20 protein-coding genes are annotated in these 20297 nt (G+C 72.9%); 11 read left to right on the forward strand and 9 right to left on the reverse strand.

Annotation, left to right across the window (positions count from 1 at the left end; all coding sequences use genetic code 11):
* Positions 1-91: 91 nt before the first annotated feature.
* Complete coding sequence (locus AB0K03_RS32625; protein ID WP_364692951.1) at positions 92-2623, forward strand: ATP-dependent Clp protease ATP-binding subunit; 2532 nt, start codon at positions 92-94, stop codon at positions 2621-2623.
* Positions 2624-2671: 48 nt separating this feature from the next.
* On the opposite strand, the gene AB0K03_RS32630 is transcribed toward AB0K03_RS32625, so the two are convergent.
* Together AB0K03_RS32630 and AB0K03_RS32635 are read right to left on the reverse strand one after the other, a co-directional pair.
* A complete protein-coding gene (locus AB0K03_RS32630; RefSeq protein ID WP_364692954.1) occupies positions 2672-3649 on the reverse strand; it encodes a LysR family transcriptional regulator in 978 nt (325 codons plus the stop codon).
* 156 nt (positions 3650-3805) lie between these two features.
* Entirely contained in the window at positions 3806-4411 is a 606-nt protein-coding gene (locus tag AB0K03_RS32635; protein WP_364692957.1) for a hemerythrin domain-containing protein, read from the reverse strand.
* Between the two features lie 67 nt (positions 4412-4478).
* Here AB0K03_RS32635 and AB0K03_RS32640 point away from each other — a divergent pair, with 67 nt between their 5' ends.
* The gene (locus tag AB0K03_RS32640) at positions 4479-5789 is read left to right on the forward strand and encodes a M20/M25/M40 family metallo-hydrolase (protein WP_364692959.1); all 1311 of its coding nucleotides are present in this window, start codon (positions 4479-4481) and stop codon (positions 5787-5789) included.
* Between the two features lie 42 nt (positions 5790-5831).
* Positions 5832-6500 (forward strand): hypothetical protein, encoded by a 669-nt coding sequence (locus AB0K03_RS32645; RefSeq protein WP_364692962.1) that lies wholly within the window; start codon positions 5832-5834, stop codon positions 6498-6500.
* 476 nt (positions 6501-6976) lie between these two features.
* Here the strand turns inward: AB0K03_RS32645 and AB0K03_RS32650 are convergent, their stop codons facing one another.
* Both AB0K03_RS32650 and AB0K03_RS32655 read right to left on the reverse strand, forming a co-directional pair.
* Positions 6977-7168 carry a DUF5703 family protein gene (locus tag AB0K03_RS32650; protein ID WP_199513022.1) on the reverse strand — a complete coding sequence of 64 codons (192 nt, stop codon included), beginning with the start codon at positions 7166-7168 and terminating at the stop codon, positions 6977-6979.
* 5 nt (positions 7169-7173) lie between these two features.
* Positions 7174-8190: an aldo/keto reductase gene (locus AB0K03_RS32655; protein ID WP_364692967.1), complete on the reverse strand. Its 1017-nt coding sequence runs from the start codon at positions 8188-8190 to the stop codon at positions 7174-7176.
* Between the two features lie 167 nt (positions 8191-8357).
* Here AB0K03_RS32655 and AB0K03_RS32660 point away from each other — a divergent pair, with 167 nt between their 5' ends.
* The 5 genes from AB0K03_RS32660 to mshC all read left to right on the forward strand — a co-directional run bounded on the left by AB0K03_RS32660 (position 8358) and on the right by mshC (position 12957).
* Positions 8358-9410, forward strand: coding sequence for an LLM class F420-dependent oxidoreductase (locus AB0K03_RS32660; protein ID WP_364692970.1), 1053 nt, complete (start codon positions 8358-8360; stop codon positions 9408-9410).
* A 2-nt stretch (positions 9411-9412) separates the two neighbouring features.
* The gene (locus AB0K03_RS32665; protein WP_364692973.1) at positions 9413-10114 is read left to right on the forward strand and encodes a histidine phosphatase family protein; all 702 of its coding nucleotides are present in this window, start codon (positions 9413-9415) and stop codon (positions 10112-10114) included.
* A 117-nt stretch (positions 10115-10231) separates the two neighbouring features.
* Positions 10232-10828, forward strand: a complete 597-nt coding sequence (locus AB0K03_RS32670; RefSeq protein ID WP_364692976.1) for a DUF3090 domain-containing protein — start codon at positions 10232-10234, stop codon at positions 10826-10828.
* 17 nt (positions 10829-10845) lie between these two features.
* The gene (locus AB0K03_RS32675) at positions 10846-11640 is read left to right on the forward strand and encodes an SCO1664 family protein (protein WP_364693109.1); all 795 of its coding nucleotides are present in this window, start codon (positions 10846-10848) and stop codon (positions 11638-11640) included.
* Positions 11641-11718: 78 nt separating this feature from the next.
* On the forward strand, positions 11719-12957 hold the full coding sequence (gene mshC / locus AB0K03_RS32680) for a cysteine--1-D-myo-inosityl 2-amino-2-deoxy-alpha-D-glucopyranoside ligase (RefSeq protein ID WP_364692979.1): 1239 nt from the start codon (positions 11719-11721) through the stop codon (positions 12955-12957).
* A gap of 163 nt (positions 12958-13120) precedes the next feature.
* On the opposite strand, the gene AB0K03_RS32685 is transcribed toward mshC, so the two are convergent.
* Positions 13121-13771, reverse strand: coding sequence for a response regulator transcription factor (locus AB0K03_RS32685; protein ID WP_364692982.1), 651 nt, complete (start codon positions 13769-13771; stop codon positions 13121-13123).
* The gene (locus AB0K03_RS32690; RefSeq protein WP_364692985.1) at positions 13768-14937 is read right to left on the reverse strand and encodes a sensor histidine kinase; all 1170 of its coding nucleotides are present in this window, start codon (positions 14935-14937) and stop codon (positions 13768-13770) included. The genes AB0K03_RS32685 and AB0K03_RS32690 overlap by 4 nt, the downstream gene beginning before the upstream one ends.
* Positions 14938-15097: 160 nt before the next feature.
* Between AB0K03_RS32690 and AB0K03_RS32695 the strand changes: the two genes are divergently transcribed.
* Positions 15098-16357, forward strand: coding sequence for a hypothetical protein (locus tag AB0K03_RS32695; RefSeq protein ID WP_364692988.1), 1260 nt, complete (start codon positions 15098-15100; stop codon positions 16355-16357).
* Here AB0K03_RS32695 and AB0K03_RS32700 read toward each other — a convergent pair.
* Positions 16330-17400: an alkene reductase gene (locus tag AB0K03_RS32700; RefSeq protein WP_364692991.1), complete on the reverse strand. Its 1071-nt coding sequence runs from the start codon at positions 17398-17400 to the stop codon at positions 16330-16332. The genes AB0K03_RS32695 and AB0K03_RS32700 overlap by 28 nt on opposite strands.
* 121 nt (positions 17401-17521) lie before the next feature.
* Between AB0K03_RS32700 and AB0K03_RS32705 the strand changes: the two genes are divergently transcribed.
* A complete protein-coding gene (locus AB0K03_RS32705) occupies positions 17522-18031 on the forward strand; it encodes a MarR family winged helix-turn-helix transcriptional regulator (protein WP_364692994.1) in 510 nt (169 codons plus the stop codon).
* Here the strand turns inward: AB0K03_RS32705 and AB0K03_RS32710 are convergent.
* On the reverse strand, positions 18018-18809 hold the full coding sequence (locus AB0K03_RS32710) for a GntR family transcriptional regulator (RefSeq protein WP_364692997.1): 792 nt from the start codon (positions 18807-18809) through the stop codon (positions 18018-18020). The two genes, AB0K03_RS32705 and AB0K03_RS32710, sit on opposite strands and share 14 nt — an antisense overlap.
* A 120-nt stretch (positions 18810-18929) precedes the next feature.
* Here AB0K03_RS32710 and AB0K03_RS32715 point away from each other — a divergent pair, with 120 nt between their 5' ends.
* Positions 18930-19283, forward strand: coding sequence for a hypothetical protein (locus AB0K03_RS32715; protein WP_364693000.1), 354 nt, complete (start codon positions 18930-18932; stop codon positions 19281-19283).
* 50 nt (positions 19284-19333) lie between these two features.
* Here the strand turns inward: AB0K03_RS32715 and AB0K03_RS32720 are convergent, their stop codons facing one another.
* The gene (locus AB0K03_RS32720; RefSeq protein ID WP_364693003.1) at positions 19334-20203 is read right to left on the reverse strand and encodes a PAC2 family protein; all 870 of its coding nucleotides are present in this window, start codon (positions 20201-20203) and stop codon (positions 19334-19336) included.
* Positions 20204-20297: the final 94 nt, after the last annotated feature.

Raw genomic sequence — 20297 nt, forward strand, 5'->3', positions numbered from 1 at the left:
GTCTCACACCGCCCGGAATTGAACGATCGTTCAGGGCGTTGAACCCTCGGCGTGACCGAAGTCCTCGAGACACGCAGGAGAGAGAAGACATATGAGTATCGGACCCCTGGGGCCGACCGGCCCCGGCGACTGGGACGACCTGTTCGCCCGTTTCTTCGGCACGGCAGGTCCTCGGCGGTCCGCCCAGCGGATCGACATCACGAAGTACATGAGCGCCGACGCCCGCGAGGTTCTGTCGGACGCGGCGCGCCGGGCCGCCGAGGTGGCTCCCGCCGGGGTGGGCATCGCCGACCTCGACACCGACCACCTGCTGTGGGGCGCGCTGCAGCAGGAGCCGCAGAAGGCGCTGCTGCGCCGCGCCGGTGCGGACCCGGAGGCGCTGCTCGCCGAGCTCGGCGGGGCGTCCCGTGCCGCCGGCGGTGAGCTGCCCGAGCACCTCGCGCTGACCCCCGCCGCCAAGCGCGCGCTGCTGGACAGCCTGCAGCTCTCCCGCGCGGTCGGCGCGTCGTACGTCGGCCCCGAGCACATCCTCATGGCGCTGGGCCTCAACCCCGACTCCACCGCCGGACGCCTGCTGGCCGACCGGGTCGACCCGCGCAGCCTGCAGCAGCCGGAGCCCCCGGCGGCCGGCGGCGGCCAGGGCGGCAGCACGAACACCCCCACCCTCGAGCAGTACGGTGTGGACCTCACCGAGCTCGCCCGGCGCGGCGAGATCGACCCGGTCGTCGGGCGCGCCACCGAGATCGAGCAGGCCGTCGAGGTGCTGTCACGGCGTACCAAGAACAACCCGGTGCTGATCGGCGAGGCCGGCGTCGGCAAGACCGCCGTCGTGGAGGGCCTGGCCCAGCGCATCGTGGACGGTGACGTCCCGCAGACCCTGGCCGGCAAGCGCGTCATCCAGCTCGACCTGGCCGGCCTGGTCGCGGGCACCCGCTACCGCGGCGACTTCGAGGAGCGGCTGCGCAAGGTCATCGACGAGATCCAGCAGAGCGGCGACGGCCTCATCGTGTTCCTCGACGAGATCCACACGCTCGTCGGCGCCGGCGGTGGTGGCGGCGACGGCGGCGGCATGGACGCGAGCAACATGCTCAAGCCCGCGCTGGCCCGCGGCCGGCTGCGGGTGGTCGGTGCGACCACTCTGGACGAGTACCGCCGGCACATCGAGAAGGACGCGGCCCTGGCCCGCCGCTTCCAGCCCGTCCTGGTCGGCGAGCCGAGCGTCGAGGACACGATCGCGATCCTGCGCGGGTTGCGCGACAACTACGAGGCGCATCACCAGGTCCGCATCACCGACGAGGCGCTGGACGCCGCCGCGGAGCTGTCGGACCGCTACATCACCGACCGGTTCCTGCCGGACAAGGCGATCGACCTGATCGACCAGGCCGGTGCCCGGGTACGGCTGCGCGTCAAGACGCCCGCCGCGGACGTCCGCGAGCAGGAGCGCCGCCTCGAGCAGCTCACCCGTGACCGCGACCAGGCGGTGGCGGCGGAGAACTACGAGAAGGCCTCCCAGCTGCGCGACGAGATCAACGCGATCAAGCAGCGGATGGAGCAGGCCGGCGCGGGCGCCGACGGCGTGCCGCAGGTGACCCCGGAGGACATCGCCGAGGTCGTCTCGCGGGCCACCGGCATCCCGGTCGCGCAGCTCACCGAGGAGGAGCGCGAGCGGCTGCTGCGCCTCGAGGCACACCTGCACGACCGCGTGGTCGGCCAGGAGGAGGCCGTCGCCGCGGTGGCCGAGGCCGTACGGCGCTCCCGCGCGGGGCTCGGCGACCCGGACCGGCCGGTGGGCAGTTTCCTGTTCCTCGGCCCGACCGGCGTCGGCAAGACCGAGCTGGCCCGGTCGCTCGCCGAGGCGTTGTTCGGCGAGTCGGACCGGATGATCCGCCTCGACATGAGCGAGTTCCAGGAGCGGCACACCGTCTCCCGGCTCGTCGGCGCCCCTCCCGGCTACGTCGGCTACGACGAGGCCGGGCAGCTGACCGAGGCGGTACGGCGGCGGCCGTACTCCGTGGTGCTGCTGGACGAGATCGAGAAGGCCCACCCGGACGTCTTCAACATCCTGCTGCAGGTGCTCGACGACGGGCGGCTGACCGACAGCCAGGGCCGGACGGTGAGCTTCAAGAACACCGTCCTGATCATGACCAGCAACATCGGGTCGGAGATCATCAACGGCACCAGGCGCACGCTCGGCTTCGGCGCCGCGGACGGCGGCGTGAGCGAGGACCGCGACCTGCGCGAGCGGCTGGACCGCCGGCTGCGCGAGCAGTTCCGCCCCGAGTTCATCAACCGGATCGACGAGATCATCATCTTCCGGCAGCTCGAGACCGAGCAGCTGCGGCGGATCACCGAGATGCTGCTGGAGGAGACCCGGCGCCGCCTGCACGCGCAGGACGTCGGCCTGGAGCTCACCCCGGCCGCGATCGACTGGCTGGCCGGCCGCGGCTTCCAGCCCGAGTACGGCGCCCGGCCGCTGCGCCGCACGATCCAGCGCGAGCTGGACAACCGGCTGTCGCGGATGCTGCTCGGGGCCGATCTGACCCCGGGCCAGACGGTTCACGTCGGCGTCGAGGACGACCGGCTGACCTTCGAGGTCGGCTCGCCGTCACCGGCCGCCGTCTGACGGCCTGACGGGAAAGCCCCGGCACTTCGTCGAAGTGCCGGGGCTTTCTCATGCCGCTGTGAGCTGTTGCACGCCGAGCTGGGGATAGTTCTCCAGCCATTCGACGTAGAGCGGGTTGCGGGCCGCCGCCTCCTGGTACGCCTCGCTCGCCATGCCGATCAGCCGGGGCGCCACCCGCGCGGCCGGGCTGTCCGGGTGCCACCCGAGGACCTGCCGCCAGCGCAGTGGCGCGCCCTGGATGGGGACGTGGGTCAGGCCGCCCGGCGGCCGGAACGTCGGCTGGCACAGCGCCAGGGCCAGCCCGGACTCCACCATGTCCACACAGCCGCGGATGTCGGTCTCCAGCATCCGCCGCGGCGTGAACCCGGCGCGCGCGCACGCCGCGGCGAAGCAGTCGCCGAAGCAGCCGTCGCCGGTGCCGGCCACCCACTGCTCCTCGGCCAGGTCGGCGAGGTCCACGTCGACGCCCTTGGCCGCCGGGTGGTTCTCCGGCATGAGCACGCATACGCCGTCGATCGCGATGGTCTGCCAGACGAGGCCGTACTCCGCCGAGGGCAGCGCGTCGCCGCAGACCCCGACTTGCGCGTAGTCCAGCTTGCCGGCCAGCACCATGGTGGCCAGCTCTTCCACGTAGTACGAGGCATGAGTGCTGATCTGCGCGTCCGGCTGGGCCTCGGAGAGCCGGTGCACCATGCCGCCGATGATCGGGCCGCCGATGGAGCCGATCCGGTACCGGCTCATGGTGTCGTCGGAGCCGGCGCCGGCCAGCCGGGCCGCCTCGTCCTGCAGGCCTTTCATCGCCGGCAGCAGGACCCGGGCGCGGGAGAGGACCAGCTCACCGAGGGCGGTCGGCCGGGCGCCGCGCCGGTCGCGTTCGAAGAGCGGCCCGCCGAGGGTCCGCTCGATGCGTTGCAGCTGCGCCGTGAGGGCCGGCTGGGCGAGCCCGAGCAGCGACGCCGCCTTCGTCACGCTGCCCGTCTCCGCGATGGCACAGACCACCTTGAGATGCCGCAGCTCCAGGTTCATAGCGTGACGGTAGGACGTTCGCGCGATATCGGCTAGACCTTCGGGCAGCCAAAGATCCTCCAGTTGTGACAAACGGGTTAAACAAACGGACCAAACCCGCTAACCCGTACGCCCGTACCGGAACCCTTCGTGCGCGATCTAGCACTATCAGTAAGGTCACAGATCTTTCGGATACGTCGTCCGCCGGCCCACCACGTCCCGCACCTTGTCCACGATGGCCACGGCGGGATCCACGACCTTGTTCCACGGCGGCGTCGCCGGGGTCCCCGGATGCGGGCGGGTCGGCGCGGCCTCCTTCGCCGTCTCCACCCGGTTCCCCAGCCGGATCAGCTCCTCCACCGAGGCCATGCGCACCAGCAGCGGCAGCAACTCCCCGGCGGCCGCATCCGTGTGCCGGCTGAGGCGGCGCCGCACGTCCGCGGCCCGCTCGGCGCGCTCCTCCTCGGGCGCGGCCTCGAGCAGGCGCAGCGCCTCCAGCATGGCCCGGTCCTCGGCGACCTCCCGCTCCACGAGGTCGTCGCCGTCGAAGACCACGGCCCGTACGGCGGGATAGACGTACTGCTCCTCGGCGGACAGATGCCGGGACACGGCGGCCACGACGACCTGGGTGAGCGTACGGGCGCGGGCGGCGCCGGTGTCGGCGGCGGCCAGCTCGTCGCAGAGCGCCAGCAGCTCGCGGTGCTCACGGGTGATCACGTCGGCGACGTTCGGGCCGGTCGTCTCGCCACCGACCGGCGGCAGGGGAGGCAGATGCACGGACACGGCCCCGTCTTACCCGGACCTGATCTCCCGCCAAACGCCGGCCGTCCCCACCTGGTAAGAAGGGCGGATGGAACCAGTCACCGCCGCCGACGAGGTCGTGGGAATCTGCCGCGACCTGCTCCGGATCGACACCAGCAACACCGGCGATCCCCGGACCACCGTGGGTGAGCGCGCCGCCGCCGAGTACGTGGCGCAGCAGCTCACCGAGGCCGGCATCGACGTCGAGCTGCACGAGTCCGCGCCGAAGCGCGCCAACCTCGTCGCCCGCATCCCCGGCAGCGACCCGTCCCGCGGCGCGCTGCTCGTGCACGGCCACCTCGACGTGGTTCCCGCCGACGCGAGCGAATGGTCCGTCCCGCCGTTCTCCGGCGAGGAGAAGGACGGCTACCTGTGGGGCCGCGGCGCGATCGACATGAAGGACTTCGACGCGATGATGCTCGCCGTCGTGCGGGACTGGAAACGCACCGGCGTGGTCCCGCCCCGCGACATCGTCCTGGCCTTCACCGCCGACGAGGAAGCCGGCATGGAGTACGGCTCGCGCTACCTCGTCCGCGAGCACGCCGACCTGCTCGAGGGATGCACCGAGGCGATCGGCGAGGTGGGCGGCTTCTCGTACACGATCAACGACGACCTGCGGCTCTACCTCGTCGAGACCGCCGAGAAGGGCATCGACTGGCTCCGCCTGCACGCCCGCGGCCGCCCCGGCCACGGCTCCTTCGTGCACGACGACAACGCCGTCACGGCCCTCGCCGAGGCCGTCGCCGCGGTGGGCCGGCACAAGTTCCCGATGGTCGTCACCCCGACCGTGCAGGCCTTCCTCGAGCAGGTGTCCGAGGCGCTCGGCATCGAGATCGACCCCGCGGAGCCGGAGCTCGCCATCGCCAAGCTCGGCCCGATCGCCAACCTCATCGGCGCCACCGTGCGCAACACGGCCAACCCCACCCGCCTCGAAGCCGGCTACAAGGACAACGTCATCCCCGGCAAGGCGTCGGCGACCATCGACTGCCGTACGCTGCCCGGGCAGGCCGAGCTCTTCCTCGAGCAGCTGCGCGACGTGGTCGGCCCGGACATCGAGATCGAGCACCTGCAGCAGCAGGCCGCGCTCGAGACCGGCTTCGACGGCGCGCTGGTCGACGCCATGGCCTCCGCGCTGCGCGCCGAGGACCCGGGGGCCCGCGCGGTGCCGTACATGCTCTCCGGCGGCACCGACGCCAAGGCGTTCAGCACGCTCGGCATCCGCTGCTTCGGGTTCGCGCCGCTCAAACTGCCCGCCGACCTGAACTTCTCGGCTTTGTTCCACGGCGTCGACGAGCGCGTACCGGTCGAAGGACTACAGTTCGGCGTGCGTGTGCTCGACCGGCTGCTCAAGGCGAGCTGACGTCCCGACAACGACGCCGTTGATGAGAGGACTTTTCACACCATGACCGACCAGTACGCGGAGCTGGACGCCGCCCTCGACCGGGTCGTGGCGGCCGCCAAAGCCCACCTGGCGGCGGTCAAGGCCGCCCAGGGCCGGGTCGACGACGACGACGTGTGGCAGGCCTACGTCGACCTCAACAACGCTTCCTTCGCCTACGACGAGCAGCTGCTCGACCTGTTCGGCGAGGTCACGCCCTGGGACGTCGAATCGATCGACCCCGACGAGGCGGCCGCCCGCTTCAACGCCGCCGCCGACGGCCTCGGCGGCGCCGGGAGCGACCCCCACCCCCAGATCATCTCGGTCCGCCAGCGCCGCGACTACCGCGTCCCGAGCGTCACCGCCCTGCTGCGCGTGGCCGACAACGCCCGCCGTGGCCTGGTCCCCGAGGACGAGGAGGCCGAGCCCATCGAGTCGGTCGGCGAGGCGGTCCTGGAGCTGCTGCAGGCCGGGGACGGCTCGCTGTCGTCGCTCGACGTGCCGGAGCTCGAACCGCTCGACGGCCTGCTGACGGTCTCCGAGGTCCGCGAGCCGCTCGACCTCGAGGCGTACGCGGACGAGGACGGCACCGGGCCGTTCACCCCGGGACCGGACGACATGCTGGTCGGACGCCTCGACGAGCACCCGTTCCTCCCGGACGAGGAAGACGACCACGCCGGCCACAACCACTAATCTGGCTGTGCTGCTGGCCTCCGCTTCGCTCCGGCGGGCACTGCGCCCCCGGAGGAGCCGGTGTCGAGGGCACCGAAACGAACCACGGCTGTGCTGCTGGCCTCCGCTTCGCTCCGGCGGGCACTGCGCCCCCTCAAAAGCCGGTGTCGAGGGCACCGAAACGAACCACGGCTTCGCCTCGTCCGTTTCGGCGCCCTCGACACCGGCGGGGCGCAGTGCGACTTTGGTCGCGGTCGCACCGCCCTGCGCCGCGCGTTTGGTCGCGGTCGCACCGCCCTGTGCCGCGCGTTTGGTCGCGGTCGCACCGCCCTGTGCCGCGCGTTTGGTCGCGGTCGCACCGCCCTGCGCCGCGCGTTTTGTCGCGGTCACAGCAGACTGCACCGCTGGCTTGGCCGCGGCGGCCCTCGTGCGCGGGGGCTTGGCCAGGACGTAGTGATCGCCCGTCGAAGGCGGGCGATGGGGTCGGTCCTCTTCGGTTATATGGAGATGCCCGGCTGCCCGGTGGTCCCCACCTTGCGGCGGAGCATCACCTGGCGGGTCCCGTCGCGGAAGAGCTGCACGCGGGCCAGCTCCCAGCCGGAGAACTCTGCCTGGATGGCCAGCTGCGCCGCAGCGGTCAGGCGATCGACATTCGACGGCAACCGCAGCGGCGCGTACTCGTAGTCCATGGGTCCTAATATGCGCCGGGTTCGGGCGTCCCACCAGCCCCCGGGCCGGTCAGCCCCTCGCGTTCCGGATAGCCGAGCGGGACCGCCGACACGTCGTCGAGCGCCCGGGCTATCTCGGCCGGCAGGGTGAGCTCCTCGCTGAGCAGCGCGCCCTGGAGCTGGCCCGCCGTGCGCGCACCCAGGATCGGGGCCGCCACGCCCGGGCGGTCGCGGATCCAGGCGAGGGCCACCTCCAGCGGCTCGACGCCGAGGCCGGCCGCCGCCGTCACCACCGCCTCGACGATGCTGGAGCTGCGAGGCTCCAGGTACGTCCGCACGAACGGCGCGAGGTGCTCCGTGGCCGCGCGCGAGTCCAGCGGGCGGCCGTTGCGGTACTTGCCCGTGAGCACGCCGCGGCCCAGCGGCGACCAGGGCAGCACGCCGATGCCCAGGGCCGCCGCCGCGGGCATCACCTCGCGTTCGATCCCGCGCTCCAGCAGCGAATACTCCATCTGGGTCGCCACGATCGGCGCACGCGCCGGATAAGCCCGCTGCCACATGGCGACCTGCGCGGTCTGCCAGCCGGCGAAGTTGGACACGCCGACGTAGCGCACCCGTCCGCTGTTGACCGCGTGGTCCAGCGCCGACAGCGTCTCCTCGAGCGGAGTCTGCGGGTCGTAGCCGTGCAGCTGCCACAAGTCGACGTAGTCGGTGCCGAGCCGGCGCAGGGAGGCGTCGAGCGTCCGCAGAAGGTGCCCGCGCGAGCTGTCGCGGCGCCGGTGTGACGAATGCCCCAGCCCCGCTTTCGTGGCGATGAGCACGTCGTCGCGGGGCACGAGGTGATCCAGCAGCGAGCCGATCACCGCTTCGGCGTCGCCGTCGCCGTACACGTCGGCGGTGTCGATCAGCGTGCCGCCCGCGTCCAGGAAGAGCTTCAGCTGCGCGGCCGCGTCGTCGGGGTCGGTGTCACGTCCCCAGGTCATGGTGCCGAGCGCGAGCCGCGAGACCGCCAGCCCGCTTCGGCCGAGCGGTCGCTGTTGCATGGGTGAACCTTATTCAGAGGGGACCACCGGCGGAACGCTGTCGAGAGCTCAACAGTGCCGCAGAACCGTCGGGTACGCGACCCGAGGGCCCGAAGATCACTCAGCGTGGTCGCCTAGGCTTCGTAGCGCGGGGCATCGCGGCCCTGCCAGCAGGAACGGGAGGACCCGTGCGGCTCGGACTCAGCCTCGGATACCAGACCTCGTGGACCACCCCCGCCGATCACCTGGCGATGGCCCAGGAGGCGGATCGGCTCGGCTATTCGGTGGTGTGGGCGGCGGAGGCGTACGGCTCCGACTCGCCCAGCATGCTCGCGTGGATGGCGGGCCAGACCCGGCACATCGACCTGGGCGCCGCCGTGATGCAGATCCCGGCCCGCAGCCCGGCGATGACCGCGATGACGGCCGCCACCATCGACACGCTCTCCGGCGGCCGGTTCCGGCTCGGGCTGGGCGTCTCCGGCCCGCAGGTCTCCGAGGGCTGGCACGGGGTGCGCTTCGCCAAGCCGCTCGCCCGCACCCGGGAGTACGTCGACATCGTCAAGCTCGCGATCGCGCGCAAGCCCGTGGCCTACGAGGGCGAGCACTACCGGCTCCCGCTTCCGGGCGGAGCCGGGAAGGCGCTGCGGCTGGGCTTCCATCCGCCCCGGGATGCCGTACCCATCTATCTCGCGGCCGTCGGGCCGAAGAACCTGGAGCTGGCCGGCGAGATCGCCGACGGCTGGCTGGCGATCTTCTACGCGCCGGACGCGGCGGCCGAGCAGCTGCAGCACATCGAGCGGGGCCGCGCGAAGTCCGGAGCCGGCCTCGCCGGCTTCGACGTGTGCCCGGCCGTGCCCGTCGCGATCGGCGACGACGTGGCCGCGTGCGCGGACCTGATCCGGCCGTACGCGGCGCTCTACGTGGGCGGCATGGGCAGCCGCGAGCAGAACTTCTACAACCAGCTCGCGGTCCGGATGGGCTACCCGGACGAGGCCAAGCAGGTCCAGGACCTCTACCTGGACCGCAAGGTGCGGGACGCGGCCGCGGCGGTGCCGCAGGACTTCATCGACCGTACGTCCATGGTCGGGCCGAAGGAGCGGATCGTGGAGCGCATCCGCGAGTACGCGGCGGCGGGCGTCGGCACGCTGTCGGTGAGCCCGTACGTGGGTGACCTGGAGAGCGGCATCGCCACGCTGCGCGCGGTCGCGGAGGCTTACGAGGCGTCCGGCGTGGCCGAGTAGCCGTGGCGACCGTCCTGCTGCTCCGCCACGGGCGGACCACCTCCAACGCGACCGGCGAGCTCGCCGGTCGCCGGCCCGTCGAGCTCGACGACACCGGCCGCGACCAGGCCCGGCGCGCCGGGGAGCGGCTGCGCGCGCTGCCGCTGGCGACCGTCGTCAGCAGCCCGCTTGTCCGCTGCCGGCAGACCGTCGAGCTCGCGCTCCCGGACGTGGTCCCGGCGGTGGACGACGGCCTGACCGAGTGCGGGTACGGCGACTGGGAGGGCCGGCCGCTCAAGGAGCTGGCCAAGGACCCGCTGTGGCCCGTCGTGCAGCAGCACCCGAGCGCCGTGGTGTTCCCCAACGGCGAGGCGATGGCGGCCATGTCGGCGCGGGCGGTCGCCACCATCCGCCGCTGGGACGCCAAGGTGAGCGCCGAGCACGGCGCCGACGCGCTCTGGGTGGCGTGCAGCCACGGCGACATCATCAAGGCCATCGTCGCCGACGCCATGGGTCTGCACCTGGACGAGTTCCAGCGCCTCGTCGCGGACCCCGCCTCGATCAGTGTGATCCGCTACACGCCGACCCGGCCCTTCGTCGTCCGCCTCAACGACACGGCCGACCTGGCCGGCCTGATCCCGGCGAAGAAGGAGGACGGGCAGGCGGCGGACCCGGCGGCGCAGTCCGACGCCGCGGTGGGCGGTGGCGCCGGCGCCGGCGTGTGAACCCATGGGTACGCGGCGTGACCAGCGTGTTACGGCGACGGGGGCTCGCATTGCGCCCTCGGCGAACCGGGCCGGTGCGCCGCGCGCTCGTGCGCGCGGGCGGATAGGGTCGTTGCCATGACCCACCAGGTGCATGCCTTCGAGCCGCCGGAGCGGTTCGTCGCCGGGACGGTGGGCGAGCCGGGCGACCGGACATTCTTCCTCCAGGCCCGCGGCGGCGGGCGGGTGGTCAGCGTGGCGCTGGAGAAGGTCCAGGTGTCGCTGCTCGCCGAGAAGCTCGAGGAGCTGCTCACCGAGGCCGGCCGCCGCTTCGGCGTCGAGCTGCCCGAACCGTCCCCGCTCGCCGTCAACGACAACGAGCCCCTCGACACCCCGGTGGACGAGGAGTTCCGGGTCGGCACGCTCGGCCTCGCCTTCGACGTCGACACCACCACGGTCGTCATCGAGGCCATCGAGGCGGGCGAGGCCGACGCCGAGGTCGAGCTCGGCGCCGAAGAGGAGGACGACGACGCCGCGGTCGACGACGACGAGGACGACGAGCCCGACGACGACCTCGACCGGCTGCGCGTCCGGCTCACCCCCGAGGCGACCCGCGCGTTCATCGACCGCGCCCGCCGTGTGGTCGCCGCCGGGCGCCCGCCGTGCCCGCTGTGCGGCCAGCCGCTGGATCCGGCCGGCCATCTCTGTCCCCGGCACAACGGCTACCACCGGTGACGACGGAGCCGGCATCCGTGCTCGCCGAGGGCGACGCCCTGGAGCTGCTCCACCGCGGGACGATGGAGCTCGAGGGCCGGCTCGTCGACGCCTCGAACACCACGCTGCGGGCCGGGATCACGCTCGACGGCGTGACCCGGCGCTGCGTCTACAAGCCGGTCCGCGGCGAGCGCCCGCTCTGGGACTTCCCGGACGGCACCCTCGCCGGCCGGGAGGTCTCCGCGTTCCTGGTCTCGCAGGCCACCGGCTGGGGCCTCGTGCCGCCCACGATCCTGCGGGACGGCCCGCTCGGCCCGGGCGCCTGCCAGCTGTGGATCGACGAGCCGGAGGACGCCGAGACGCTGATCGGCTTCGTCCCGGCGTACGACGTGCCCGCGGGCTGGTTCCCGGTCGCCTCGGCGCGTGACGAGGACGGCGACGCGTACGCGCTGGCCCACGCCGACGACCCCCGCCTGGCCCGCCTCGCCGTGCTCGACGCGGTCATCAACAACGCCGACCGCAAGGGCGGCCACGTCCTGTACGCCGCCGACGGCCGCATCCACGGCGTCGACCACGGCGTCTCCTTCCACGTGGAGAACAAGCTCCGCACGGTGCTGTGGGGCTGGACGGGCAAGCAGCTGCCGGCCGAATGCGTGGAGGTGCTGACCCGGCTGGGCGCTGAGCTCGACGGGGAGCTGGGGGAGAAGCTCGAGGAGCACCTCACGATGTCGGAGGTGCAGCACGCCCGCCTGCGGGTGCGGCGGCTGCTGCGCGCGGGGCGGTTCCCCAAGCCGCCGCAGGACTGGCCCGCGGTGCCCTGGCCACCCGTCTGAGCCCGCTTCCTCGTCTTCTTGAGTCTTTACTCACGCCCCCGGCGAAAGTGTCGGTGGGTCTGGATAGGCTCGGTGACCATGGACGCATGGACCGGGCACGACGTGCCGACCCTGCCGGGAGACGCCGCTCCGCCGGCCCTGTTCGACACCGCCCGCCGCCGGGTGGCACCCACCACGCCGGACGGCACCGCGACCATGTACGTCTGCGGCATCACGCCGTACGACGCGACCCACCTCGGGCACGCCGCCACGATGATCACGTTCGACCTGGTGCAGCGCGCCTGGCGCGACGCCGGCCTCGACGTGCGCTACGTGCAGAACGTCACCGACATCGACGACCCCCTGCTGGAGCGGGCCAACCGCGACGGTGAGGACTGGGTCGTCCTCGCGATGCGCGAGACCGCCCTGTTCCGCGAGGACATGGAGGCGCTGCGGATCATCCCGCCGGCCCATTACGTCGGCGCGGTCGAGTCCATCCCGGCGATCGCCGCGCACGTGCGGGAGCTGCTCGCCGACGGCTCGGCCTACACGCTGGACGACGGCACCGGCGACGTCTACTTCTCGATCGCCGCGGCACCCTCGTTCGGCTACGAGTCCGGCCTGTCCCGCGACGAGATGCTCGTGCTGTCGGCCGAGCGCGGCGGCGACCCCGACCGCGCGGGCAAGCGCGACCCGCTCGACCCGCTGCTGTGGCGCGGTGCCCGCGACGGCGAGCCGGCCTGGGAGGGCGGCGAGCTCGGTCCCGGCCGCCCCGGCTGGCACATCGAGTGCGCGACCATCGCCCTCGGCCTGCTCGGCGACACCATCGACGTCCAGGGTGGCGGCAACGACCTGCTCTACCCCCACCACGAGTGCTCCGCCGCCCACGCGGAACGCCTGACCGGCCGCGCCCCGTTCGCCGCCCACTACGTGCACGCCGGCATGATCGGCCTCGACGGCGAGAAGATGTCCAAGTCCAAGGGCAACCTCGTCTTCGTCTCCCGCCTGCGCGGCGACGGCGTCGACCCCATGGCGGTCCGCCTCGGCCTGATCGCCGACCACTACCGCAGCGACCGCCAATGGACCGACGACGTCCTCAAGACCGGTCAGCAGCGCCTCGCCCGCTGGCGCTCCGCGGCGGCCGCCCCGTCGGGCCCCTCGGGCCGAGGCCTGCTCGCAGCGGTCCGCGAGGCCCTGCACAACGACCTCGACACCCCCGCGGCGCTCGCCCTGGTCGACGCGTGGGCAGAAGCGGCCCTCTCCGGCACCGGCGACGACGCGGAAGCCCCGGAGCTGATGTCCCGCACGGTTGACGCGCTGCTCGGCATCCGCCTGTAGAAGCACGCTGCGGAGGGGCACCTCGGCGTCTAGCCCACGCCTCGGTGTCCCGCTCGGGCTCAGCGTCCCGCTCGGGCTCAGCGTCCCGGTCGGCCTGGCGTCGGGCTCGGCCTTGGCGCGTCGGGCTCGGCGGCCTGCTTCAGTCCGGCCGGCCCGGTGGGGCTCAGCGGCCCGCGCGGACGAGCCCGGATTCGTAGGCGTACACCACGGCCTGCACCCGGTCCCGCAGCCCCAGTTTCATCAGCACCCGCGCGACGTGCGTCTTCACGGTCGCCTCGCCGACCGCCAGCTCCGCCGCGATCTCCGCGTTCGACTGACCGCGGGCCAGCAGGCGCAGCACGTCGGTCTCCCGCGGTGTGAGCGTGCCCAGCTCGGGCGGCGCGGCGGGCCCCGGCTGGCCCGCGAACGCCGAGATCACCCGGGTCGTCACCGCCGGGTCGAGCAGCGCCTCGCCGGCCGCGACGACCCGTACGGCCGTGATCAGATGTTCCGGGGACGACACCTTGAGCAGGAACCCGCTCGCCCCGGCCTGCAACGCCCGGTAGAGGTTCTCGTCGGTGTCGAACGTCGTCAGCACGATGATCCGCGGCGGGTTCGGGGCGGCGAGCAGCGCACGGGTAGCGGTGAGGCCGTCCTGGCGGGGCATCGCGATGTCCATCAGCACCACGTCGGGACGCAGCCGCCGGGCGAGCGCGACCGCCTCCACGCCGTCGCCCGCCTCGCCGACGACCCGCAGGTCCGGCTCGGTCTCGATGACCATCCGCAGGCCGGCGCGCACCATCCGCTGATCGTCGGCGATGACCACGGAGATCACCCCGTCACCCCCGGTGAGAGAGTTCCGGCCGAGGTCGATGCCGTTCCCGGCAACGCCGGCAGCCACGCCTGCACCGCGAACCCGCCCCCTTCCCGAGGCCCGGCGGCCAACGTACCCCCGAACAAGGCCACCCGCTCGCGCATCCCGATCAACCCCTGCCCGTTCCCCGCCGTCGGCGGCGGCACGACCGGGCCGTCGTTCGACACCGTGAGCCGGACCCCGCCGGCTTCCGGCGCGATCATCACCGTCGCGGTCGTCGCGCCGGCGTGTTTGAGGGCGTTGGTGAGGGCCTCCTGGATGATCCGGTACGCCGACAGGTCCACCGCCGGCGGCAACGGCGCCGGGGCCCCCGTACGGTCGACCGTGACCTTGAGGCCCGCCTCCCGGACCTGGCCGGCCAGGTCGTCGAGCCGGTCGAGGCCGGCCGGCGGGGCCGTCTCGGCCCGGTCGCCGCGCAGCAGGCCGAGGGTGCGGCGCAGCTCGCCCACCGCCTCGCGGCCGGCTTCCTCGATGCCGTGCAGGACCTGCGGGTCGACGCCGAGGCCCGCGTCGAGTCTGCGCCGCAGCGCGCCCGCCTGGATGACCATCACCGTCACGCTGTGCGCGACCATGTCGTGCAGTTCGCGGGCGATGCGGACGCGTTCCTCCATCACCGCCTCGCGGGCCTGTTGCTCGCGGATGGAGGCGCGCACCGCCGCGGTGTCGGCGAGGCGGCGGGCCTGGGCGGCGACCACCGCGCCGAGGGCGTACGGCGCTGTGGTGAAGAAGACCGCGGCCATCGGGTCGGTGCGGTCGTTCTCCCAGTACAGCAGCGCGGTGAGCAGGACCAGACCGGCTCCGGCGGCGCCGCGCAGCCGGTCGCGGCGGCCGGCCTGCGGGGCCGGGAAGAGCTGCCCCACCGTGTACGCCGAGATCATCATCGCCACGAGCTGCCACAGCCGGTAGCTGACCGGGGTGTCGTCGTAGAACAGCGAGCACGCCGCCACGCTGTTCACCGCCATCGCGAGCAGCGGCACCGCCCGCCGGATGACGACCAGCGCCGCGCACAGGGTCAGCGCGTACGGCCACCAGCGCCCCGGCATCCGGACGACGTACTCCTCGGTCAGGGCGAACGCGGCGAACCCGGCGCCGAGCGCGAGGTCGAGCGGGCGTGGCTTGCGGATCACTGTTCGACCGTACGGGCGCGGCCGCGCCCGCGAGACCGTCGCGCGGGGGATTGCCGGTCCTCCCGCAGGCGGACCCGGGTTCCGTCCCGGTACGGGTTACTGCAGGCCACGCCGTTCGTAGCGTCAGCGGCCGACATCCACGCAACACGAGGAGGCCACGATGTGGCGTAAGGCGGCCGCCGTCGCTCTGGTGACGGCTCCGATCGCTCTGGCCGTGGCGACCGGGGTGGACCCGGCGCTCGGCACCGGCGAGGTGCACGGCATCTACCGCGCCCATCCGGACGCGACGCAGTGGCATTCGCTGCTGCTGCACTGGGCTTGGGTGCTGTTCGTACCCGGAATGCTGGGCCTGCTCGCGCCGATCCGTACGCGCGGCGCCGTGCTCGCCCGCATCGCCTGGGTCGCGGTGGTGCTGGGGCTGGCGACGTTCTCGGCGCTGATGGTGATCGACTTCTTCATCCTGGCGCTGGAGCAGAACCTGCCGGACGCGCAGGCCGCGGCGGTGAACACGAGGTTCGAGGAGCAGACGCCGACCATGGCCGGCTGGCAGTGGCCGGGCCTGATGGGCTGGGCGCTGTCGCTGGTGCTCGTACCCGTCGCGGCGGCGCGCGGCCGGGTGATCTCGTGGTGGACGGCGGGGGCCGCGCTGCTCGGGACGGTGCTGTACTTCCTCTTCGCGATCTCGCCCGTACCCGTGAACCTGCTCGGCCCGGTGGTCCTGGTCGGCGCGTACGGCGCCGCCGGGTGGCAGCTGATCACCCGCCGGTCGGGGACCGGCGAGGCCGACGTCTTCGGCGCGTTCCGCCGCCGGCTCTCCACCCTCTGCCTGTACGCGGCACCCGCGGCGTTCGCCCTCGGGATGCTGACCGCGCCGGCCGCCACCCCGGACCGTCCCGCCGTGCTGCAGGTCAGCGCGTTGCTGCTGCACCTGGGCTGGCTGCTGTTCGTGCCCGCGGTGCTCGTCGTGGCATCGCGCGGGCGCCGGTTCACCCGGGTGGCGGCCGGGGTGACGGTCGTGGCCCTGCTGCACTTCAGCGCGCTGATGGTCGGCGACACGGCGGACCTCGCGGCCCGTCAGGTGCTCGGCGCCGCCGCGGCCGACAGGGTGGCGGAGACGATGGGCGGCTACCCGCTGCTGGCCTTCGGCTGGGCGCTGCCGGGGATGGCGCTGAGCCTGCTCGGGTTGATCGCCGTGACGGTGGGCGCGGCTGCCGACGGGGTGACCGGCAAGTGGGTGCCGGCGCTGACCGTCGCCGGGGTGGCCGCGTTCCTCGTGCTGGCCGGCGGACCGGCCGGGGTGGCCGGCCCGCTGCTGCTCGGCGTGGCGTTCGTGCTGCTCGCGCGGCGGCTGGGCGCCCCGGCGGCCCCGGGGGACCGCCGGACGCCGGTGGATCAGGCCGCCGCGGTCAGCGCCGGGTAGTCGGTGTAGCCGGTGTGGTCGCCGCCGTACGCCTTGCCGTAGTCGGGGGTGTTGAACGGCCCGCCCGCAGCGAGGCGCTCCGGCAGGTCGGGGTTGGCCAGGAACAGCGCGCCGTACGAGACCAGGTCGGCCTCGCCGTTCTCGACGAGCTTCAGGGCCTCGGGCCCGGTCCACGCGCCCGGCGTGTACGGGTTGAGGATCAGCGGCCCGTTCCACCGGGCGCGCAGCTGCGGCGTGAACTCCGTGTCCGGCCCCTCGCCGACGTGCAGGTACGCCAGCCCCAGCGGGTTCAGCGCGTCGACCAGCGCGAGATACGTCTCGCGGTGGCCGTCCTCGACGATGTCGTTGAACGGGTTCGACGGGGAGATCCGCAGCCCCACGCGGTCCGCGCCGATCGCAGCGGCGACGGCCCGGGCGACCTCGACGACCAGCCGGATGCGACCCTCGACCGTGCCGCCCCACTCGTCCGTACGCACGTTGGCGTTGGTGGAGAGGAACTGGTGCAGCAGGTAGCCGTTCGCACCGTGCAGCTCGACACCGTCGAAGCCGGCCTCGATCGCGTTGCGGGCGGCGTCGGCGAAGTCGGTGATGGTGGCGCGGATCGCGGCGTCGTCGAGGGGTTCCGGCGTCACGAGGTCCTGCGGGCCGTCGGCGGTGAAGACCTGCCCGGCGGCGGCGACCGGAGAGGCGCCGACCGGGTGCGCGCCGTGCAGGCTCGGGTGCCCGATCCGGCCGGCGTGCATGAGCTGGGCGAAGATCAGGCCGCCGCGCTCGTGCACCGCGGCGGTGACCGGCTTCCAGGCCTCGACCTGGGTGGCGGTGTGCAGCCCGGGGGTGTTCAGGTAGCCCTGTCCCACGGCGGACGGCTGGGTGCCCTCGGTGATGATCAGGCCGGCGCTCGCGCGCTGACCGTAGTACTCGGCCATGAGCTCGGTGGGGCTGGCGCCCTCGCCGTACGCCCGGCTTCTCGTCATGGGGGCCATGACCACGCGGTTGCGGGTGGTGTACCGGCCGAGCTGAGCCCCGTCGAATGCGGTTGCCATCACAAACTCCTGTCCTCGACAGTTATTTTGCTGTCCAGGACAGGAAAGTTCGGGCAGCGGTCGTTTGTTTCCGGGCGCGGCAGTGACGAACACCACTGTCGGCGGAGCTAGGCTGAGCTGCATGAACCTCGCTCCGGAGGCGCTGCCCGGCGGACCGGTCAGCCACGCCATTGCGCGGCTCGCCCGGATTCACCAGCTGCTCGCCGGGCGGCTGCTGCGCGAGCTCGGCCTGCACCCCAGCCAGGAACTGCTGCTCATGCGGCTGTGGGAGTCCGGGCCCCAGCGGCAGTCCGATCTCGCCGCCGAGCTCGGCACCGACTCGGCGGGCACGACCCGTATCGTCCAGCGGCTCGAGGCCGCCGGGCATGTCCGTCGCCGGCCGGATCCGACGGACCGCCGGGCGACGCTGGTGGAGTCCACACCGGCGGGTGACGCGCTGCGGGACGGCGTCGAGCGGATCTGGGCGCAGCTGGAGGAGTTGACCGTCGGGGACATGAGCCCGTCCGAGCAGGAGGCCGCCCTGGCCAGCCTGCTGCGCCTGGAGGAGAACGTGCTGGCCACCGAGAAGGGCGCACGGTGCGGCCTCCCGGCGGCGCGCCGGGGTGCGCCCCCCGTCGTCAGGCGAGGGTGAGCCCGGGGTCCGGATCCGGGTCCGGCGTGGGCGCGGGAATGCGGTACTCCTCGGTCAGCGTGGTCATCGGTCCGGGCCAGGTGGCCTGCGCGACCTCGATGGGCTTGCGATTCTCGTCGAAGGCCACGTGCAGCAGGTGCAGCACCGGCGTGTCGGGCCGGATCTGCAGGATCTCCGCTTCCTCGCGGCTCGGTTGCCGGGCGCTGATCGTGTCCGTCGCCGAGGTGTAGCGCCGCCCGATCGCCTCCTCGGCCTCCTGGTAGAGCGGGCGTCCGAAGGCCTCGGCGCGCTCCAGGGAGGTGCCGGTGGCGTCGGTCACCCGAAACCACGACGCGCCCACCTCGACCGTCGCGTCGTCGGCGCGGACGACGTGCCGGCGGACCAGCATCTCGGTGCCGTCGCGGACCCCGAACGCGTCCGCCACCTCGGGCGGCGCGGCGTCGCGGCCCACCCCGGTCAGCTGCTGGCGGTAGCGGGCGGCCAGGTCGGCGTGGTAGCCGCGGTGCACGCCGTACCGGCCGCGGGAGAGGCGGTTGAGCCGGCGCCGGGTGCCGCGGACGTACGTGCCGGAGCCCGGCTTGGTGATGAGGATGCCCTCGACGCGCAGCTGGTCGACCGTGCGCTGCACGGTCTGCTTGGCGACGCCGAACATCTCGGCCATCGCCGGGATCGACGGCAGGCGCTCGCCGGGTTGCCAGTCGCCGCGCCGGATCCGCTCCTTGAGCTGCGCGGCGATCTGCCGGTGCGGGAACTCGGCGGCGCCGGGGTTGATCGTCATGCTCCGACCTCCAGACCCTAGGTTCCTAGGATGCCGTACGGGGGGTGTGCCGGGTCGCCCCGACACGCCGGGAGGACCTGGGGAAGTCGTCGGGAGAGAGGACCTCTAGGCTGTGCGGCCATGGAGGCTTTGCGGTTGATCCTGCGCTACGCGCACCTCATCGGGTTCGCGCTGCTGCTCGGCGGTGCCATCGCCCAGTACATTTCCGGCAAGCTGCGGATCAACCCGGCCATGCTGTGGGGCTCGGTGATCCAGGTGGTGACCGGGCTGGCGCTCGCGGCGCCGCTGCGCGGGGGCGGGGACAACGAGCCGGAGCCGGCCAAGCTCGCGGTGAAGCTCGTGATCGCCGTGGCGATCTTCGTCATGGTGTTCATCCCGTGGCGCAAGCGGCGGGAGGCCGTCGCGAGCGGACACTTCATCGGGATCATCGCGCTGACCCTGGTCAACGCCGCGGTGGCCACCTTCTGGCGGTAATCACTGCTCCGCGGGAGCCGGCCCCGGGAATCGTCCGGGGCCGGCTCCCGTCACCAGGAGCCGGCGGTCGGGCCGGCTGAGCCGCCCCGGCGGCGCAGGTACTTCTCGAACTCGCTGGCGATCTCGTCGCCGGTGAGCGGCTTGATGCCCTCGTCGCCGACGCGTTCCTCGAGCTCGCGCACGTACTCGCCGAGCTCCGCGTCCTGCTCCGCCGCGGCGCGGACCCGCTTCTCCCACTCGTCGGCCTCCTGCGCGAGGTCGGCCACCGGCACGGGCAGGTCCAGCACGTCCTCCAGACGGCTCAGCAGCGAGAGCGTCGCCTTCGGGCACGGCGGATTGTTCGCATAGTGCGGCACGTGGACCCAGAAGGACATCGCCTCCACGTCCGCGCGGCCGGCCGCCTCCTGCAGGACACCCACGATGCCGGTGGGTCCCTCGTACCGGGTCGGCACGACCTTGTACTTCTCGGCGACCGACTCCTCGGAGGCGGTGCCGCTGATCGGTAGCGGCCGCGTGTACGGCACGTCGGCGAGCAGCGCGCCGAGCAGCAGGATGCGGTCCACCTCGAGGCTGTGGCAGACCTCGAGGATCTGCTCGCAGAAGGTGCGCCACTTCATGCTGGGCTCGATGCCGCGGATCAGCACGACGTCGCGCTCGGTGCCGGGCGGGCTCGCCACGCTGAACCGCGTGGTGGGCCACTCGATGCGCCGCGTCTGGCCCTCGCTCATCGTCGTGGTCGGCCTGCTGACCTGGAAGTCGTAGAACTCCTCCGGGTCGATGGTGGTGATCTCCCGGGCCTGCCACACCTGCTCCAGGTGCTCCACCGCGGCCGTCGACGCGTCGGCGGCGTCGTTCCACCCTTCGAAGGCGGCGATCGCCACGGGGGAGCGCAGCAGGGGGAGGCCGTCGAACTCTGTCACGGTGCCAACCTTTCGTACCTGAGTACTGTCGAGCCTACGTGCCCGCACGGAATAGCACCCGGCGGCCGCGCCGGGGCCGCCGCGCAGGGCCGCG

Origin of the sequence: Actinoplanes sp. NPDC049316 (genome assembly GCF_040677315.1) — a bacterium.
Lineage (GTDB): Bacteria > Actinomycetota > Actinomycetes > Mycobacteriales > Micromonosporaceae > Actinoplanes.

What these genes read in the sequence shown, in the direction of transcription:
- AB0K03_RS32625 (WP_364692951.1), top strand. Translation starts at nt 92, where the DNA reads ATGAGTATCGGACCCCTGGGGCCGACCGGCCCCGGCGACTGGGACGAC.
- AB0K03_RS32630 (WP_364692954.1), bottom strand. Translation starts at nt 3,649, where the DNA reads ATGAACCTGGAGCTGCGGCATCTCAAGGTGGTCTGTGCCATCGCGGAG.
- AB0K03_RS32640 (WP_364692959.1), top strand. Translation starts at nt 4,479, where the DNA reads ATGGAACCAGTCACCGCCGCCGACGAGGTCGTGGGAATCTGCCGCGAC.
- AB0K03_RS32645 (WP_364692962.1), top strand. Translation starts at nt 5,832, where the DNA reads ATGACCGACCAGTACGCGGAGCTGGACGCCGCCCTCGACCGGGTCGTG.
- AB0K03_RS32650 (WP_199513022.1), bottom strand. Translation starts at nt 7,168, where the DNA reads ATGGACTACGAGTACGCGCCGCTGCGGTTGCCGTCGAATGTCGATCGC.
- AB0K03_RS32655 (WP_364692967.1), bottom strand. Translation starts at nt 8,190, where the DNA reads ATGCAACAGCGACCGCTCGGCCGAAGCGGGCTGGCGGTCTCGCGGCTC.
- AB0K03_RS32670 (WP_364692976.1), top strand. Translation starts at nt 10,232, where the DNA reads ATGACCCACCAGGTGCATGCCTTCGAGCCGCCGGAGCGGTTCGTCGCC.
- mshC (WP_364692979.1), top strand. Translation starts at nt 11,719, where the DNA reads ATGGACGCATGGACCGGGCACGACGTGCCGACCCTGCCGGGAGACGCC.
- AB0K03_RS32695 (WP_364692988.1), top strand. Translation starts at nt 15,098, where the DNA reads ATGTGGCGTAAGGCGGCCGCCGTCGCTCTGGTGACGGCTCCGATCGCT.
- AB0K03_RS32700 (WP_364692991.1), bottom strand. Translation starts at nt 17,400, where the DNA reads ATGGCAACCGCATTCGACGGGGCTCAGCTCGGCCGGTACACCACCCGC.
- AB0K03_RS32705 (WP_364692994.1), top strand. Translation starts at nt 17,522, where the DNA reads ATGAACCTCGCTCCGGAGGCGCTGCCCGGCGGACCGGTCAGCCACGCC.
- AB0K03_RS32710 (WP_364692997.1), bottom strand. Translation starts at nt 18,809, where the DNA reads ATGACGATCAACCCCGGCGCCGCCGAGTTCCCGCACCGGCAGATCGCC.
- AB0K03_RS32715 (WP_364693000.1), top strand. Translation starts at nt 18,930, where the DNA reads ATGGAGGCTTTGCGGTTGATCCTGCGCTACGCGCACCTCATCGGGTTC.